General features: G+C 43.8%; 16 protein-coding genes. 6 read left to right on the top strand and 10 right to left on the bottom strand.

The window, feature by feature from the left end; genetic code table 11:
* Nucleotides 1-51: 51 nt before the first annotated feature.
* The 5 genes from ABXT41_RS06825 to ABXT41_RS06845 all read right to left on the bottom strand — a co-directional run bounded on the left by ABXT41_RS06825 (nucleotide 52) and on the right by ABXT41_RS06845 (nucleotide 4845).
* Nucleotides 52-951, bottom strand: a complete 900-nt coding sequence (locus tag ABXT41_RS06825) for a cytochrome c oxidase subunit 3 (RefSeq protein ID WP_415390754.1) — start codon at nucleotides 949-951, stop codon at nucleotides 52-54.
* A 41-nt stretch (nucleotides 952-992) separates the two neighbouring features.
* A complete protein-coding gene (locus ABXT41_RS06830; protein WP_415390755.1) occupies nucleotides 993-1544 on the bottom strand; it encodes a cytochrome c oxidase assembly protein in 552 nt (183 codons plus the stop codon).
* Between the two features lie 16 nt (nucleotides 1545-1560).
* A complete protein-coding gene (ctaD, locus tag ABXT41_RS06835; protein WP_415390756.1) occupies nucleotides 1561-3114 on the bottom strand; it encodes a cytochrome c oxidase subunit I in 1554 nt (517 codons plus the stop codon).
* Nucleotides 3115-3128: 14 nt separating this feature from the next.
* Nucleotides 3129-4259 (bottom strand): cytochrome c oxidase subunit II, encoded by a 1131-nt coding sequence (gene coxB / locus ABXT41_RS06840; RefSeq protein WP_415390757.1) that lies wholly within the window; start codon nucleotides 4257-4259, stop codon nucleotides 3129-3131.
* Between the two features lie 295 nt (nucleotides 4260-4554).
* Nucleotides 4555-4845 (bottom strand): YheV family putative zinc ribbon protein, encoded by a 291-nt coding sequence (locus ABXT41_RS06845; RefSeq protein WP_415390758.1) that lies wholly within the window; start codon nucleotides 4843-4845, stop codon nucleotides 4555-4557.
* A 103-nt stretch (nucleotides 4846-4948) separates the two neighbouring features.
* On the opposite strand from ABXT41_RS06845, the gene ABXT41_RS06850 reads away from it, so the two are divergent.
* Nucleotides 4949-5512, top strand: coding sequence for a gamma carbonic anhydrase family protein (locus ABXT41_RS06850; RefSeq protein ID WP_415390759.1), 564 nt, complete (start codon nucleotides 4949-4951; stop codon nucleotides 5510-5512).
* Nucleotides 5513-5564: 52 nt separating this feature from the next.
* Here the strand turns inward: ABXT41_RS06850 and aroE are convergent, their stop codons facing one another.
* From aroE to purE, 4 genes are all read right to left on the bottom strand, one after another.
* On the bottom strand, nucleotides 5565-6386 hold the full coding sequence (gene aroE / locus ABXT41_RS06855; RefSeq protein ID WP_415390760.1) for a shikimate dehydrogenase: 822 nt from the start codon (nucleotides 6384-6386) through the stop codon (nucleotides 5565-5567).
* An 87-nt stretch (nucleotides 6387-6473) separates the two neighbouring features.
* A complete protein-coding gene (gene hemF / locus ABXT41_RS06860; protein ID WP_415390761.1) occupies nucleotides 6474-7376 on the bottom strand; it encodes an oxygen-dependent coproporphyrinogen oxidase in 903 nt (300 codons plus the stop codon).
* Between the two features lie 74 nt (nucleotides 7377-7450).
* Nucleotides 7451-8017 (bottom strand): L-threonylcarbamoyladenylate synthase, encoded by a 567-nt coding sequence (locus ABXT41_RS06865; protein ID WP_415390762.1) that lies wholly within the window; start codon nucleotides 8015-8017, stop codon nucleotides 7451-7453.
* A 13-nt stretch (nucleotides 8018-8030) separates the two neighbouring features.
* Nucleotides 8031-8537 carry a 5-(carboxyamino)imidazole ribonucleotide mutase gene (purE, locus tag ABXT41_RS06870; protein WP_415390763.1) on the bottom strand — a complete coding sequence of 169 codons (507 nt, stop codon included), beginning with the start codon at nucleotides 8535-8537 and terminating at the stop codon, nucleotides 8031-8033.
* 86 nt (nucleotides 8538-8623) lie between these two features.
* On the opposite strand from purE, the gene def reads away from it, so the two are divergent.
* The 5 genes from def (at nucleotide 8624) to ABXT41_RS06895 (ending at nucleotide 14443) form a co-directional block, all read left to right on the top strand.
* A complete protein-coding gene (gene def, locus ABXT41_RS06875) occupies nucleotides 8624-9139 on the top strand; it encodes a peptide deformylase (RefSeq protein WP_415390764.1) in 516 nt (171 codons plus the stop codon).
* A gap of 33 nt (nucleotides 9140-9172) precedes the next feature.
* Nucleotides 9173-10132: a methionyl-tRNA formyltransferase gene (gene fmt, locus ABXT41_RS06880; RefSeq protein WP_415390765.1), complete on the top strand. Its 960-nt coding sequence runs from the start codon at nucleotides 9173-9175 to the stop codon at nucleotides 10130-10132.
* The gene (gene rsmB, locus ABXT41_RS06885; protein ID WP_415390766.1) at nucleotides 10129-11454 is read left to right on the top strand and encodes a 16S rRNA (cytosine(967)-C(5))-methyltransferase RsmB; all 1326 of its coding nucleotides are present in this window, start codon (nucleotides 10129-10131) and stop codon (nucleotides 11452-11454) included. Before fmt ends, rsmB begins: the two co-directional genes overlap by 4 nt.
* A gap of 86 nt (nucleotides 11455-11540) precedes the next feature.
* Nucleotides 11541-12923 (top strand): Trk system potassium transporter TrkA, encoded by a 1383-nt coding sequence (gene trkA, locus ABXT41_RS06890; protein ID WP_415390767.1) that lies wholly within the window; start codon nucleotides 11541-11543, stop codon nucleotides 12921-12923.
* A gap of 68 nt (nucleotides 12924-12991) precedes the next feature.
* Nucleotides 12992-14443 carry a TrkH family potassium uptake protein gene (locus tag ABXT41_RS06895; RefSeq protein WP_415390768.1) on the top strand — a complete coding sequence of 484 codons (1452 nt, stop codon included), beginning with the start codon at nucleotides 12992-12994 and terminating at the stop codon, nucleotides 14441-14443.
* Nucleotides 14444-14469: 26 nt separating this feature from the next.
* Here ABXT41_RS06895 and ABXT41_RS06900 read toward each other — a convergent pair whose 3' ends face one another.
* Nucleotides 14470-15597 (bottom strand): TRAP transporter substrate-binding protein, encoded by a 1128-nt coding sequence (locus ABXT41_RS06900; protein WP_415390769.1) that lies wholly within the window; start codon nucleotides 15595-15597, stop codon nucleotides 14470-14472.
* Nucleotides 15598-15604 lie beyond the last annotated feature (7 nt).

Genomic DNA, 15604 nt, shown 5'->3' on the forward strand with positions numbered 1-15604 from the left:
ACGGTCAGGAGATTCCTGACCGCTTTCTGTCGGTTTAGCGTCAACCTTATGCTAAGCCAGAATATACACGAATAAAAACAAGCCCACCCACACAACGTCAACGAAATGCCAATACCAAGATGCCGCCTCAAAACCAAATTGATCTTTATCGTTAAAGTGTCCTTTAAGGCCTCGCACCCATTGCACAAACAACATAATTGTCCCAAATGTCACATGCGCACCATGGAATCCTGTCAACATAAAAAAGGTGGTGCCATATATACCCGAAGACAGAGTCAGGCCCATATGGTTATATGCTTCAATATACTCTTCTGCCTGAAGGATCAGAAAAATTATACCCAAGAAAACTGTAATACCTAGCCACAAGTTAAACTTCTTGCGGTCATTATTTTTAATCCCTGTATGCGCAATATGTACAGTAACACTAGAGCTTAGTAGAATAATTGTGTTCCACAATGGGAGCCAATGTAAGATTTTATCCCAGCCAGGAAAACTCATATTCTGCTCTGGACCTAAAAATTGAGCAGCGTCACCATTTGCAGCCTGATCAGGTGTTACCATGAGAGGCCAAGTTGGCTCAAATCCAGCCCATAACAGTTCATTTTCTGTTGCCTCCCCGCCTAGCCAAGGTAGTACTAGCGCACGAATATAATATAGTGAGCCAAAAAATACGGCAAAAAACATTGCTTCAGAAAAAATAAACCAGCCCATGCCCCAAACATAAGAGCGCTTTAGCTGATCGCTGTTCATCCCTGCAATATTTTCTTTTATTACCAGGGCAAACCAAGCGTAAAGAGTAAATGCCAACACTAATGCGCCCGCCAAAAAAACCCAGGGGCTCTGGCCCTGCACCCAGGATCCTGCACCAAGCGCAATTAGCCCTAACCCTGTTGCTGCAAAAACAGGTAGTTTGCTGGACTCTGGAACGTAATAGCTGCCTTCAGTTGACATTATTTTTCTCCTTCTTCTGCGTTATAACGCAGCTAAATTCATCAATTTAGTTGTGCGACCGGTGGGTCTTCACGGTTAGTTATATCAAACAATGTGTATGACAATGTAATTGTGTTTACAGACTTTGGTATATCTTTATCTACAATAAACACTAAAGGCATATCTGTTTCACTCCACGCATCTAAGGGTTGCTCGTTGAAACAAAAGCACTCTGTTTTATGGAAGTATTTCGTTGCGCTAAACGGAGACACATTTGGTACCGCTTGCGCCACCATATCCTTTGATGTTCGATTTCTTGCATAAAATGCAACCGCTGTAGGCTCTCCAGGGTGCACTACTATTTCAGTAACTTTAGGAGAGAAGTCCCACGGCATGGAGCCGTTGTTGGTCGTAATAAACTGCACCTTAATGCTACGGGTAATATCTACAGAAGCATCTTGAGCCTCATAACGACCGCCGGTCTTGCCGCCAATGCCGGTTAAATCACACAAGACATAATACAGTGGCGGCATGACAAAAATAGCAAATATAAACATGCCGGCTGCTCCAACTAGAAGCTTGACTAGGGTCTTTTTGACCGGGCTAGTCGACATATTTTCTCCTTTATAATTATTTTATTGTCGGCGGAGTTGAGAACGTGTGGTAAGGAACAGGTGTAGGTAAAGTCCACTCCAGTCCTTCCGCACCTTCCCAGGTTTTTGGCTCACTGACCGGCGTACCAGAACGAATAGTTCTGACCACGTTAAACAAAAATAGTAGTTGAGCTGCGCCATAAGTAAATGCACCAATACTGGAGATCATGTTCCAGTCGGAAAACTGCAGTGCATAATCTGAATAACGACGCGGCATCCCAGCTAATCCTATAAAGTGCTGAGGAAAAAATGTTATATTAAATCCTATGAACGAAATCCAAAATTGCACTTTTCCCATAGTTTCGTTGTACATTTTTCCAGTCCACTTTGGAAGCCAGTAATAAACTGCAGCGGTGCTTGAAAAGATTGCACCAGCAACCATTACATAATGAAAGTGAGCAACTACGAAGTAGGTATCGTGATACTGCACATCAGCAGGCGCGATAGCTAACATGATCCCAGTGAAGCCGCCTATCGTAAATAAGATCACAAAAGCTACGGCATACAGCATAGGTGTTTCAAAAGTTAATGACCCACGAAACATGGTCGAAATCCAGTTGAAAACTTTAGCTGCTGTCGGCACCGCGATCAGCATTGTGGCATACATGAAGTAGAGCTCTCCGCCAATAGGCATTCCTACTAAGAACATGTGGTGAGCCCACACAATAAAAGATAAGAACGCGATAGAAGCGGTGGCATATACCATAGAGCTATAACCAAACAAAGGCTTGCGGCTGAAGGTTGGAATAATATGAGATATCACACCAAATGCCGGCAGAATGATGATGTAAACTTCTGGGTGTCCGAAGAACCAAAAAACATGCTGGAATAATACGGGGTCACCCCCGCCAGCAGCGTTAAAGAAACTAGTCCCAAAGTTAATATCCATCAACATCATGGTGACTGCGCCAGCCAATACGGGCATTACTGCAATTAATAAGAATGCCGTGATTAGCCACGTCCAAACAAACATTGGCATTTTCATCAATGTCATGCCGGGTGCGCGCATATTCAACACAGTAGCAATAATGTTAATAGAACCCATGATAGAGGATGCGCCCATAAGGTGAACCCCAAAAATAAAGTAATTTACTGTAGGGGGGGCATAAGTTGTTGAGAGGGGGGCATAAAACGTCCAGCCAAAGTTAGGAGCCCCGCCTTCCATAAAGAATGTCGCTGTCAATAAAGTGAAAGCAAAAGGCAAAATCCAAAAGCTCAGATTGTTCATGCGAGGTAAAGCCATATCTGGCGCTCCGATCTGTAGCGGAATCATCCAGTTAGCTAGCCCAACAAATGCCGGCATAATGGCACCAAATACCATTACTAGGCCATGCATAGTTGTCATTTGATTAAAAAATTCTGGCTTTACAATTTGCATGCCGGGTTGAAATAACTCAGCACGAATAACCATTGCAAAGAAACCACCCATTAAAAACATAGCAAAACTGAACCAAAGATACATTGTTCCAATATCTTTATGATTCGTGGTAAATAGCCAGCGACCTATACCTTTAGCGGGACCATGTGCCATGACTAAACTCTCCCTTATTTACCTTTTTTCCAATTATAAACATCGATGGGTTGAGTTATATCTCCCACATCGTTACCCCAAGCGTTTCTTTCGTAAGTAATTATTGCTGCCTGATCTAATTCTGACAGTTGGTCTCCAAAAGCCTGCATCGCAGTTCCAGCTTGACCATTAACAATTATATCTATGTGTGCCTCTACCGGACCAACTGCAATCCCTTGACCAACTAGTGAGGGAAAGATACCAGGGATACCCTGACCGTTAACCTGGTGACAACCAGCACAACTGCGGTTATATGCTACTTCTCCCTTCTCCATCAGCTCATCCATGGTAAACGTTTTATTAGTTAGCTCACGAATGGCGGCCTGCTCAACTTTCTTTTCAGCCAACCAGGTCTTGTATTCTTCTTTTTCAAGCACATTGACCACAATCGGCATGAAAGCATGGCCTTTACCACACAGTTCTGTGCATTGCCCTCGATAAACACCAGGCTTTGTTACAGTTGCCGCTGCATCATTCACAAATCCAGGAATGGCGTCTCTTTTTACACCAAAGTCAGGAACCCACCAAGAATGAATAACATCATTGCCTGTAATTAAAAATCGTACTTTAGTGTTCACCGGTATCACGAGAGGCTCTGAGACCTCTTCATGGTAATATTGGCCTTTTGGGGCTCTGTTATAAATTTCAGATTCTGGGGTAGTCAGCTCGCTCAGAAACTTGATATCTTCCCCTAGGTATTCATACTGCCACTTCCACTGCAAACCAGTGACTTTAATGTCTATTTCGGCTTCTGACGTATCATAAACATCCAGCATTGTGGTGGTAGCAGGAATACACAACAGGATAAGAATAACTGCAGGAACAGCAGTCCAGACTATCTCGGCTGTGGTATTTTCATGAAAATTTGCCGCAACAGCCCCACGAGACTTGCGATGTGCGTACATGGAATAAAACATGACCGCGAAAACAAGCACGCCAGTGGCGGTGACTATCCAAAAAACAAGCATGTGAATATCGTAAATTGAATTGCTCACAGAGGTTACACCTCTGGGCATATTTGTTGCCCAACGCTTAGCTTCTTCTGCTACTGCCCCGCCTGATATGGCAAGTGCTATAACAGGGGCAAACAAAAGCGCGAAAAGCATTTTTGCTCTTCTTAACATCGCCCTATCTCCAATGAAAGTGATTGTTTAGATTCAGCTGTTGTTGGCACTCAAAACACTCATTGTGCTCAATGCCCTCAAAAACCAGCCAGTATTATACCAAATTTTGGTAGCGCTACTCTAGTGTTTATAGTCAGTGTTTATATAAATTTGCTCTAACTGAAGACAATATCGATTATAAATATCAAATATAATGACACTGCATGCCGCTTCAGCGGATCTTGAAAGTTCTGTTTATTATCGGCGTTAAGAGCATGCGTCTTTCTCGAAAATAATATCAATGCAGCTCCTTGGGGTCAACCAGCCTAACTGTTTGGGTCTCAGCCAGCTTCTCTTCTTTGCTGATATTAACTCTGGTTTCGACCTCTTTTGGGTCACTTTGCAAAAACATTTGATCTTTAAATCCACAGCTTACGCAGTGCCGATAGTCTCCTTCGCCTTCCTTAAAAATTGTTAACTTGTCCATTTCGCTACATCTTGGACATATAGCGCCAGCAATAAAACGTTTTGTAGCTTTAAACATAAAAAACCCTATCTCGGTAATATTTTTATCAGAGCGTAACGACATCACCCAACAAGCAAAAAATTTTATTTTATATATAATAAAATAATCTGCGTCCTCTGAAGAGAGGTCTATTATAACGCTATCCTTTAGTTATCATGGAATTTAAATGGCTAACAATATTCGATCTTATAAAGGAATGACTCCTGTTTTAGGAATAAAGGTGTATGTAGACCCCGCAGCTACTGTTATTGGAAACGTCACACTGGGTGATGATGCTTCTGTATGGCCAGGGGCAGTAATTCGCGGTGATATGCATAAAATAATTATAGGCAACCGATCTAACATTCAAGATAACGCTGTTCTACATATTACACATGTAAGCGCTTTCAACCCTAAAGGATGGCCCTTGACGGTGGGTGACGATGTTATCATTGGCCACGGGGCAATACTGCATGGCTGTACAATAGGAAGTCGAATTCTAGTCGGCAACGGTGCTATTGTGAACGATGGAGCCGTGATAGAAGACGAGGTTATTATCGGAGCAGGGACAGTGGTGCCTCCTGGGAAAAAACTAGAGAGCGGAAATATTTATGTCGGCAGTCCGTGCCGTTTGTTGCGCCAAACAACAGAAAAAGAACGCGCCTTTTTTGTTTACTCTCCGGCCAATTATGTGCTGCTCAAAGATCAGTATCTAAAAGAGATAAAACATGGTCTAAATAATAATGGCTAAGCTGGCACGCTGGCTATTCGCAAATATTTTTGCTGCAACGCATGACTACAGGTCATATTTGATTTCTTAGTTTGGCAATTACTGACTGAGTTTCCGGTCTGACCCCTCGCCATATATAAAAAGATTCTGCCGCTTGCTCCACCAGCATGCCTAGGCCATCCGAAATTTCTATCGCGCCATTTTTTTGGGCCCAATCCAAAAATATAGGCTGCTCTGAACCATACATCATGTCATAACAGGCTGCATCTTTTGCCAATAAAGCCTTAGGTAGCGGCGGGAGCTCCCCTGACAAGGTGGCACTTGTCCCGTTGACCACTAAATCAAACTGTTGGCCTTCCAGCATGTGAAAGTCACAGCCCAACAAATATCCCATCTCAGCAAAAGCTTTAGACAGCTGCAATGCTTTTTCAATAGTACGATTAGCAATTACTACGTGCTGCGGCAATAATTCAAGCAGCGGCTCAAGCATTCCCCTCACCGCACCTCCGGCACCAAGCACAAGGATTTTTTTACCCTTTATTTGCCATCCAAGATTGCTAATCAGGTCTCGGACTATGCCGGCGCCATCGGTTGTGTCCCCCAAAATTGTTCCATCACTCTGCATACTAAGCGTATTCACCGCACCGGCATGCCTAGCTCTAGCGGTTAGTCTCCCCGCATAGTCATATGCATCAAGCTTAAAAGGTACCGTGATATTGAGGCCTTTCCCTCCAGACGAAAAAAAAATATCTGCTGCCTTAGCAAAACAATCTATTTCCACTGTTTGTTTTTTATAGGAAATGTTTTCACCGGTCGCCACAGAAAAGGCAGCATGAATATCTGGGGACTTGCTATGTTCTACAGGGTTGCCAAAAACAGCGTAATTATCAAGCATAGGCTAGAGACCATTATGTTGCAGAGCTTTAAATACAGAATAAATTAATCAAAAAAAATTTCAACATACGTATATTTACAACAGCGCTCATATCCAATCACGGTGTTGCAGGTAAACATCATACAATTCTGCTTCTGGGGAGTTTTTTGGCGGATGCCAGTCATACTCCCATCGGACCATAGGCGGCAATGACATCAGGATGGATTCGACTCGACCGCCTGTTTGCAGACCAAACAGTGTGCCCCTGTCATAAACTAAATTAAATTCAACATACCGCCCTCGACGATAGAGCTGAAATTCCCTTTCTCTATCACCCCATGGTATCAATTTTCTACGCTGCACGATTGGCAAATAAGCATCTAAAAAACTATTGCCTATTGAAGACATCAATCCAAAGCTATCATCAAAACCATACTGGTTAAGGTCATCGAAAAAAAGGCCTCCTACGCCTCTCGGCTCGTTGCGATGTTTGAGAAAAAAGTAATCATCGCACCATTTTTTTAGTCGAGGATAGACATCCTCTCCAAAAGGCTGGCAGGCTTCCTTTGCAATTTGATGCCAATGCTGACAATCATCAGTATTTCCATAATAAGGCGTTAAATCGTAACCGCCGCCAAACCACCATACAGGTGTTTCTCCTGGCTTCTCGGCCACAAAGAAACGCACGTTTGCGTGCGCGGTAGGCACATATGGATTTTCTGGATGCATAACTACAGAAACCCCCATGGCCTCAAACGATCTGCCCTCTAATTCTGGGCGTGCTGACGTAGCTGAAACAGGCAGTTTTGCGCCGCGGACATGAGAAAAGTTAACGCCGCCTTTCTCAAACACACCGCCATCAGTAATTGTCCGACTGCAGCCCCCGCCGCCTTCTTCTCTGCTCCATTTATCTTCTTGAAACAAGGCCCTAGAATCCTCGGCCTGCAGGGCGATACAAATACGACTCTGCAAATCTAACAAGTATTCTTTTACTGCTGTTTTGTTTGTCATACATTAATGCCAACTAAGAATTAAAAAAAATTTTGTATCGTCTCGACAGCGCGCCTGATAAAACTCCATTGGTTTTAACGTAAAACTGCACCCGTTTGTAAATGTTTAATTGACGTAGGGTTGGAGCTCTTTCCAAGCATGCCAGGTACCACGTAGTCTAGTTGTGTGCGAAAGTAGCTATTAAGTTTTAGCTTACTTTTTGCCGGAGGGAGCCCATGAGGATTTGCTGACGTTGAAACCAGCGGTCCATCAAACTCAGCACAAAGAGCTGCAGCAACTGGATGATCGGTTACACGCAGTGCTAGTGTTAGCCGACCCCCGGTTATCCATGGTGGGGCGACATTATTGTTAGGGACTAGCCATGTTTGTGGGCCCGGCCAGCTTTCTTGCAATTCGTCCAACTCTTGTGATGATATATCAGTCAGAAAGGGTTGAAATTGCTCAATGTCTTTGGCTATGAGAATGAGGCCCATTCCCCGTCGTCGTCGCTTCATGGTCAATATCTGCTCAACGGCGCTTTCAGAAAAAGGGCTGCACCCAAGCCCCCAAACAGCCTCAGTAGGGTAAGCAATAACACCATTGGCATTAAGAATGGTTGCGGCCTGCATGATTTGAAAAGAGTTACGATCAGGAGGAATCATCGCGAGTAATTGTTCAACGGTTTTTTAGTTTCTCTTGCAGAGCGGCATCTTTTGCAATGACTGCCTGAGCATTAGCCTCACGCTCGTTAATAAGGGCCTCGTGCAGCTTGGTGTTAGAAACTGCAATAATTTGTATTGCTAAATAAGCTGCATTTTTCGCTCCAGCCTTACCTATAGCAACGGTGGCAACAGGTATTCCGCCTGGCATCTGTACTGTGGAAAGCAGGGAATCAAGGCCATCCATGGAGGTGGCAATAGGGACTCCGATGACCGGACGAAGAGTATTTGCTGCCACAGCACCTGCTAGATGTGCAGCCATTCCTGCTGCACAAATGAAAGCTGCGCAGCCTCTTTTGTCTGCCTCTTTGACAAAACTGTGTGTTGCTTCAGGAGTGCGGTGGGCAGAAGCTATTTTAACCTCAAGGGGAATATCAAATTTTTGCAAAGTCTCGATACATGACTCCATCACGGGCAAATCGGAATCCGAACCCATAAGAATTGCAACAAATGGCTTACTCATTGTGTATAATTCCTTAATTATTTGTATAAAGCAGCATATGTTAGCAGTGGTTAACACCTAATGGCCAGAAACTCGTTAAAAACAATATGTCATTACTAAATATTCTTGAATTTCCCGACGCGCGCCTTCGCACAGTAGCCAAACCTGTTGCAAAGATAGACGAGGCTGCCAAAAAACTAATCGGTGATATGTTGGAAACAATGTATGCGGCTGATGGGGTTGGTCTAGCCGCCACACAAGTTAATGTTCATTTGCGTATAATAGTGATCGACTTACAGAGGGATGGCGGCGATCCGCTGATATTAGTTAATCCAGAAATTGAGGTATTAGATCAATCGACATGCCCAACTGAAGAGGGGTGTCTCTCTGTTCCTGGATTCACTGAAACTGTTAATCGTCCCGAAAATGTTCGCGTAAGGGCTCTGAACAAAGAAGGTCAGGCTTTTGAGCTTGAGCCCCAGGGGTTGCTAGCCGTATGTATACAACACGAAATTGATCATCTAAATGGAAGGTTGTTTGTAGACTACCTCTCCTCCTTCAAACAAGAGCGACTCAAAAAAAAAATGATAAAGCAGCGTCGTCAAGATAATCCGTCATCATAATGGTTAAGTATGAGAGCCGAGGGGGGGAGACCATTGCGCATTGTATTTGCTGGCACCCCTGAATTTGCCGTCCAACACCTCAAGGTGCTTTTAGGTAATGATAGCGCTCATGAGGTTGTTGCTGTTTATACGCAACCAGATCGTCCAGCGGGTCGAGGGAAAAAGCTCGCCTCTAGCCCAGTAAAGACCTTAGCCGAAATAATGGGGCTGCCGGTATACCAGCCCATAAGTCTCAAAGACCCTGAACAGCAACTGATCTTAACCAGCCTCAGGCCTGATTTAATAGTTGTTGTTGCCTATGGCTTGCTGCTACCACCAAAAATTTTGAATATACCTAAATATGGCTGCGTCAATGTGCACGCATCGCTTCTGCCTCGATGGAGAGGTGCGGCGCCAATACAAAGAGCCATAGAGGCAGGAGACACCAAAAGCGGCGTCACTATTATGCAAATGGATACAGGGCTCGACACGGGCGATATGCTAAATTTTGTAGAATGTAAAATAGCCTCTGATGAAACTGGGGGTTCTCTTCAGAACAAAATGTCAGCTATAGGGCCGTCCGCTTTACTGCATACACTAGAAAAAATAGCGCGGGGAGAGAGCGTTCCGGTCAAGCAAGATAGCGCCTTGAGTACTTACGCAGCAAAGCTTACTAAAGGTGAAGCTTTTTTGGACTGGTCAATGCCAGCCGAAAGACTCTCTCGAAAAATTTTAGCGTTCAACCCTTCTCAGGTTGCTTGCACCACTCTAAACAACGAGCATGTTCGAATTTGGCACGCAGAACCCAGTATTGCCTGTGAAGCTGTTATTCCTGGAACCATAATAAGCACCAATAATGATGGCATCCAGGTAGGTACAGGACAAGGAAGCCTGCTGATAACGCAACTTCAATTGCCTGGAAAAAACCGCTTACAAGCATCAGAAGTACTACGATCCAAAGCAGTTTATTTCTCTCCTGGTAACATCTTTGGGCAAAAGGCTGATGATCAGTGAATCCTCGCATCGCTGCAGTGCATATCATTACCAGCATACTTCACGATGAAGGATCTCTTAGTACGCTGGTTCCGCACTATGTCTCAAAAGTAGCCGAATCTGATCGCGCCCTGATGCAGCAGCTGTGTTATGGCACCCTTCGTTATTACCCTATGCTATTAACCTATCTGGATATTTTGCTAAAAAAACCTTTTAAAAACAAAGATCAAGATCTTGAAGCGGTGATCGCGTGCTCTATTTATCAACTATTAGAAACACGTATTCCTCCCCATGCGGCCGTCAACGAGGCCGCTGATGCATGCAAAGCATTAAAAAAACCATGGGCGACAGGATTGGTAAACGCAGTATTACGTCGTTTTCTGCGTGAACGAACACAGTTAGATTCAAGTTTAGAGAAAAACTTAGTTTTTCAGACTGCGCACCCGGACTGGCTAGTTAAGCTCTGGCAAGAAGCGTGGCCTGAACATCTCGATGCAATTATTGAAGCAAGCAATTCACAGCCGCCCATGACCCTTAGGGTAAATCAGAACCAAACCAATCAAAATCAATATCTAAATCTACTCAAAAAGGCAGAGATTGCTGCTATTGCAACACTGGTTAGCTGTGATGGGATTTCTTTAGGGCGCCCTTTAGACGTAACACAGTTGCCTGGGTTTTTAGATGGCGCTGTTAGCGTTCAAGATGAAGCAGCACAATTGTCTGCTCATTTACTTAATTTAAGTGCTGGCCAAAGGATTCTTGATGCTTGCTGCGCTCCTGGTGGAAAAACCTGTCATATTTTAGAAGTGCTTGAAAAAAAATATGCACAAGGTAGTACTGTAACAGCCGTTGATGTTTCAAAAAAACGACTGGAGCGCGTAAAATCTAATTTAGACCGACTGGGATTGCAGGCTCAACTGATTGCCTGTGATGTCCTTGAAACACAGGACTGGTGGGACGGAAAACCCTTTGATCGTATTCTGCTTGACGCTCCTTGTTCGGCTACAGGAGTGATTCGTCGTCATCCTGATGTGAAACTACTGCGCAAACCGACAGATATTGATAAGCTAGCCATATTGCAATTGGCGCTACTAAAAGCACTCTGGCCCCTACTAAAGGAAGGCGGGATTCTGTTATACGCCACATGTTCTATATTGCCGCAGGAAAATGATATGGTAATTTTAAAGTTTGTTCATTCCACACCAGAGGCAGCTTTAGAAACAATAGATCTTGATATTGGCACGAAGACCTCAAGCGGGCGTCAGCTGCTTCCAAAGCTCGGGGGCCATGATGGTTTTTATTATGCTCGGCTGCGGAAAAACAAAAAACCCCTGAAGCTATAGTAAATAGTGTTTATGGATGCATTAAGTAGTGTTAAAAAGCCAATAACACAAATCACGCTATTGATGGGCGTTAAGGACTATCTGTTATGAAAATAGTAATCATTGGAGCTGGTCGAGTAGGTAACACTCTAGCCCAACACCTATCAGGGGAGTCAAACGATATTTCAGTGGTAGACCTAAATGAGAAAAAACTCCTGAAGTTGCAAGAGCGAGCTGACATAAGAATTGTGCATGGGATGGGCTCACATCCAGATGTTTTACTGAGAGCAGGTATCGAAGATGCAGACATGTTGGTCGCTGTAACAAAAAGCGATGAGGTGAACATTGTTGCCTGTCAGGTCGCCCAATCATTGTTCCGAACACCCACCAAAATAGCCCGAATAAGAAGCGCTAGTTATACATCCGAAAAATATCATGGTCGTCTATTTCATGAAAAAAACTTTCCAGTAGATTTTATTCTCTCGCCAGAGCAGGTAGTCACGGACTATATATGTCGTCTCGTTAAACAGCCCGGTGCTTTGCAAGTGCTAGATTATGCAAATGGGCTGGCCCAACTAGTTGCTGTTAAGGTAGAACAAGGCGGACCGTTGCTTGGAAAAGAACTGAGGGTACTGAAAGAGCACATGCCAAAAGCTGATGCTCGAGTCGCTGCAATCTTTCGAAAAGATCGACCCATCATCCCTCAGGGAGACACTGTCATTGAAGAAGATGACGAGGTTTTTTTTATTGCTGCAAAACAAAATATTCGCCAAGTTATGGGCGAGCTTGGCAGGCTGGATAACCCCTATCGTCGGCTGATTATTGCTGGCGGAGGCAACATCGGATATCAGGTTGCTAGAGCACTAGAAGACGACCATAGCATCAAAATTATCGAATATTCAAAAGAGCGCTGTCAGTACATATCTGAGCGTCTTAACGACACCCTCGTGCTTCATGGTTCTGCTGCTGATCAAGATTTGTTACTAGAAGAGAACATTGATAAAACAGATGTCTTTCTTGCTCTGACCAACGATGACGAGGTTAATATTATGGCCTCACTGTTAGCGAAACGGCTTGGTGTTCGCAGTGTTATGACGCTAATTAACAACCCAGTTTATGCCAACCTCATCCAAGGGGGCGAAATTGATATCGCCATTTCACCTCAGCAGGCAACAACCAGCGTTCTTCTGGCTCATGTCAGAAAAGGAGACACTGTCAGCGCTAATTCTTTACGAAGAGGTGCCGCTGAAGCCATGGAAATTATTGTGCATGGGGACAACAAATCATCAAAAGTGGTGGATCGAACTGTTGGGGAAATTAATGCTCCTTCAGGGGTTACAATAGCAGCCCTCGTTAGGGACGGAGAGGTTATAGTTGCACACCACGATACAGTAATACGCAACAACGATCATGTTATTTTGTTTGTAGTGGACAAAAAACAAACCCGAGAGGTTGAACGACTCTTTGCGGTTGGTTTTAATTTCTTCTAACTAGACATATACGTTTATATACAGAGCCAAACAACAATATAAAAAGCTAAGGGCGCTATAATAAAATAATGAATTTTTCGATGATTTCAAAAGTTCTTGGCATGTTGATGATGATATTCAGCCTAACTTTGTTGCCCCCCATTTTAGTTGCCAGCATCTATAACGAGACTACGCACCAAGATTTTTTCTTGTCTTTTGCAATTATTTTTTCTATCGGAATGCTCATGTGGCTTCCGTTTAGTCGCAAAACTGTTGTACTTCGTACTCGCGATGGATTCTTAATTACCGTAATGTTTTGGCTAGAATTAGGCATTGTTGGCGCTCTACCATTTTATCTCACTGATGTTATTAATTTATCTTTTACAGACGCTGTATTTGAATCGATGTCCGGGCTTACTACAACGGGGGCAACCGTGCTTTCAGGGCTAGATTTTCTTCCAAAATCTATTCTGTATTATCGCCAACAATTACAGTGGCTCGGAGGCATAGGCATAGTGGTGATAGCTATTGCTGTTATGCCAATGCTTGGTGTTGGCGTTGTACAGCTTTACCGAGTAGGGGCAACCGGAACAACAAGCGACAGCAAGCTTACCCCTCGCATAACAGAAACTGCAAAAGTGCTATTTATTCTTTATATATGCCTAACTCTGGCTTGCCTGACAGCTTATTGGGCGGCAGGTATGACTTTTTTTGATGCTCTCTCGCATAGTTTTTCTACCGTAGCTATAGGTGGTTTTTCGACTCATGATGCAAGTATGGGGTTTTTCGAGAACAACCCGGCTATCATCAGTATTTGTATTGTTTTCATGATTTTATCCGGGTTAAGTTTTGGCCTGCATTACTATGCGTGGATAAGACAATCTCTTTTTCACTATCTACACAACCAAGAAGCTAAGCTGTATTTAACGATGCTTTTAGCTGGCGCCATATTGGTATCTTTATGCCTCTATTTCAATGGAACATATAGCCAAAGCGAAAGCATGTACCATGGCGTCTTTCAGTTTGTATCCATTATGACCACCACTGGTTTTGTGACAGATAAGTTTACTAGCTGGCCAAGCTTTTTACCCTTCTTTTTAATATTCTTTTCATTTTTTGGCGCCTGCGCCGGGTCTACTGGAGGGGGCATCAAGGTGGGCAGGCTGCTAATAATTGCAAAACAGATTATGTCTCATGTCTATAAGCTTATTCATCCAAACGGAGTCTTTCCAGTAAAAATTAAGAACAGGCATGTGCCGCATTCTATTTCTGATGGTATTTGGGCTTTTTTCGGTATTTATCTTGCGGTATTTTATTTTATGCTTTTGCTGTTGATGGCTTCAGGGCTAGATTACGCTAGCTCATGGTCTGCTGCTGCGGCCTCTTTAAATAATTTGGGCCCTGGTCTTGGCGAGGTCTCTGAGCACTATGGAAATATTAATGCTTTTGCAAAATGGGTGCTTTGTTTCGGTATGATCTTGGGGCGGCTTGAAATATTTACATTACTAGTACTGCTTACACCTATGTTCTGGCGAAAATAAATCTCTGTCACGAAGTCGCACTCTAGCTACTTCGCCGTTTTTAGCTCACGCGCTCGATAATACGCTTGTTCCGAAATCTTATGATATTTTTGTATCTGTTTCTTAAACGCCTTTTGAGACTCGTAAGCTTTCTTAAATCTAGAGTCCTCCAATACCATTTTATTTAGCACCTCGTCAGTGATGCGATGTAACTCCACTAATACGTCATCAGGGAGCTGCCTTAGTTGCACATTATGCGTATCCACCAAAACATCTAATGCCGCCTGGTTCCGAGCGGTGTACTCATCTAACATATCTTGATTAATTGCTCGCGCAGCTCCTTCAATAATTGCGCGTAAGTCTTCAGGTAGGGAGTCGTAAGCCTGCTTATTAATGATTAACTCAAGGGTGGGGCCAGGCTCTTGCCATCCAGGATAATAATAATATTTAGCGACCTGATGGAATCCTAATGCAAGATCATTGTAGGGGCCCACCCACTCAGTGGCATCAATAACCCCCGTTTGCATTGCAGTGTAAAGTTCGCCACCTGGAATATTCACAGTCTCTACGCCTAAACGACTAATAACTTCACCGCCAATCCCAGGAATCCTCATTTTTAACCCTTTCAGGTCTCCCAGATTTTTAATTTCTCGATTGAACCATCCTGCCATTTGAACGCCTGTGTTTCCTGCAGCCAGCGGCACTAAATTAAACGGCTCGTATAGCTCTCTCCATAGCTCCATACCTCCACCATAATGCAGCCAACTGTTCATTTCTTGCGCATTGAGGCCAAAAGGCACCGTAGTAAACAGGGCGGCCGTTTGTGTTTTTCCCTTCCAGTAGTATGCGGAGCCGTGACCCATCTCCGCAGTCCCTTGAGAGACCGCATCAAAAGTTTCTAGGGCTGGCACCAGCTGCCCTGCACCATACACCTTAATTTGAAGGCGACCTCCACTCATCTTGCTCGCTAAAATAGAAAAATTTTCTGCTGCTAAGCCCAATCCAGGAAGGTTTTTTGGCCATGTAGTTACCATCTTCCACTTATAAATTTTTTCTGGGGGTCGCTGTGTAGCCTGATCAAATGGTTGATTTTTCTCAGAGCCGCTACAACCAATGAGCCCTGATATACAAATCAAGAATAAAGTGATCTTTCGGAAAAAAGTGTTTGTAGTCATAGGGGTG

The organism is Porticoccus sp. Uisw_050_02, assembly GCF_047729555.1.
GTDB lineage: Bacteria > Pseudomonadota > Gammaproteobacteria > Pseudomonadales > Porticoccaceae > Porticoccus.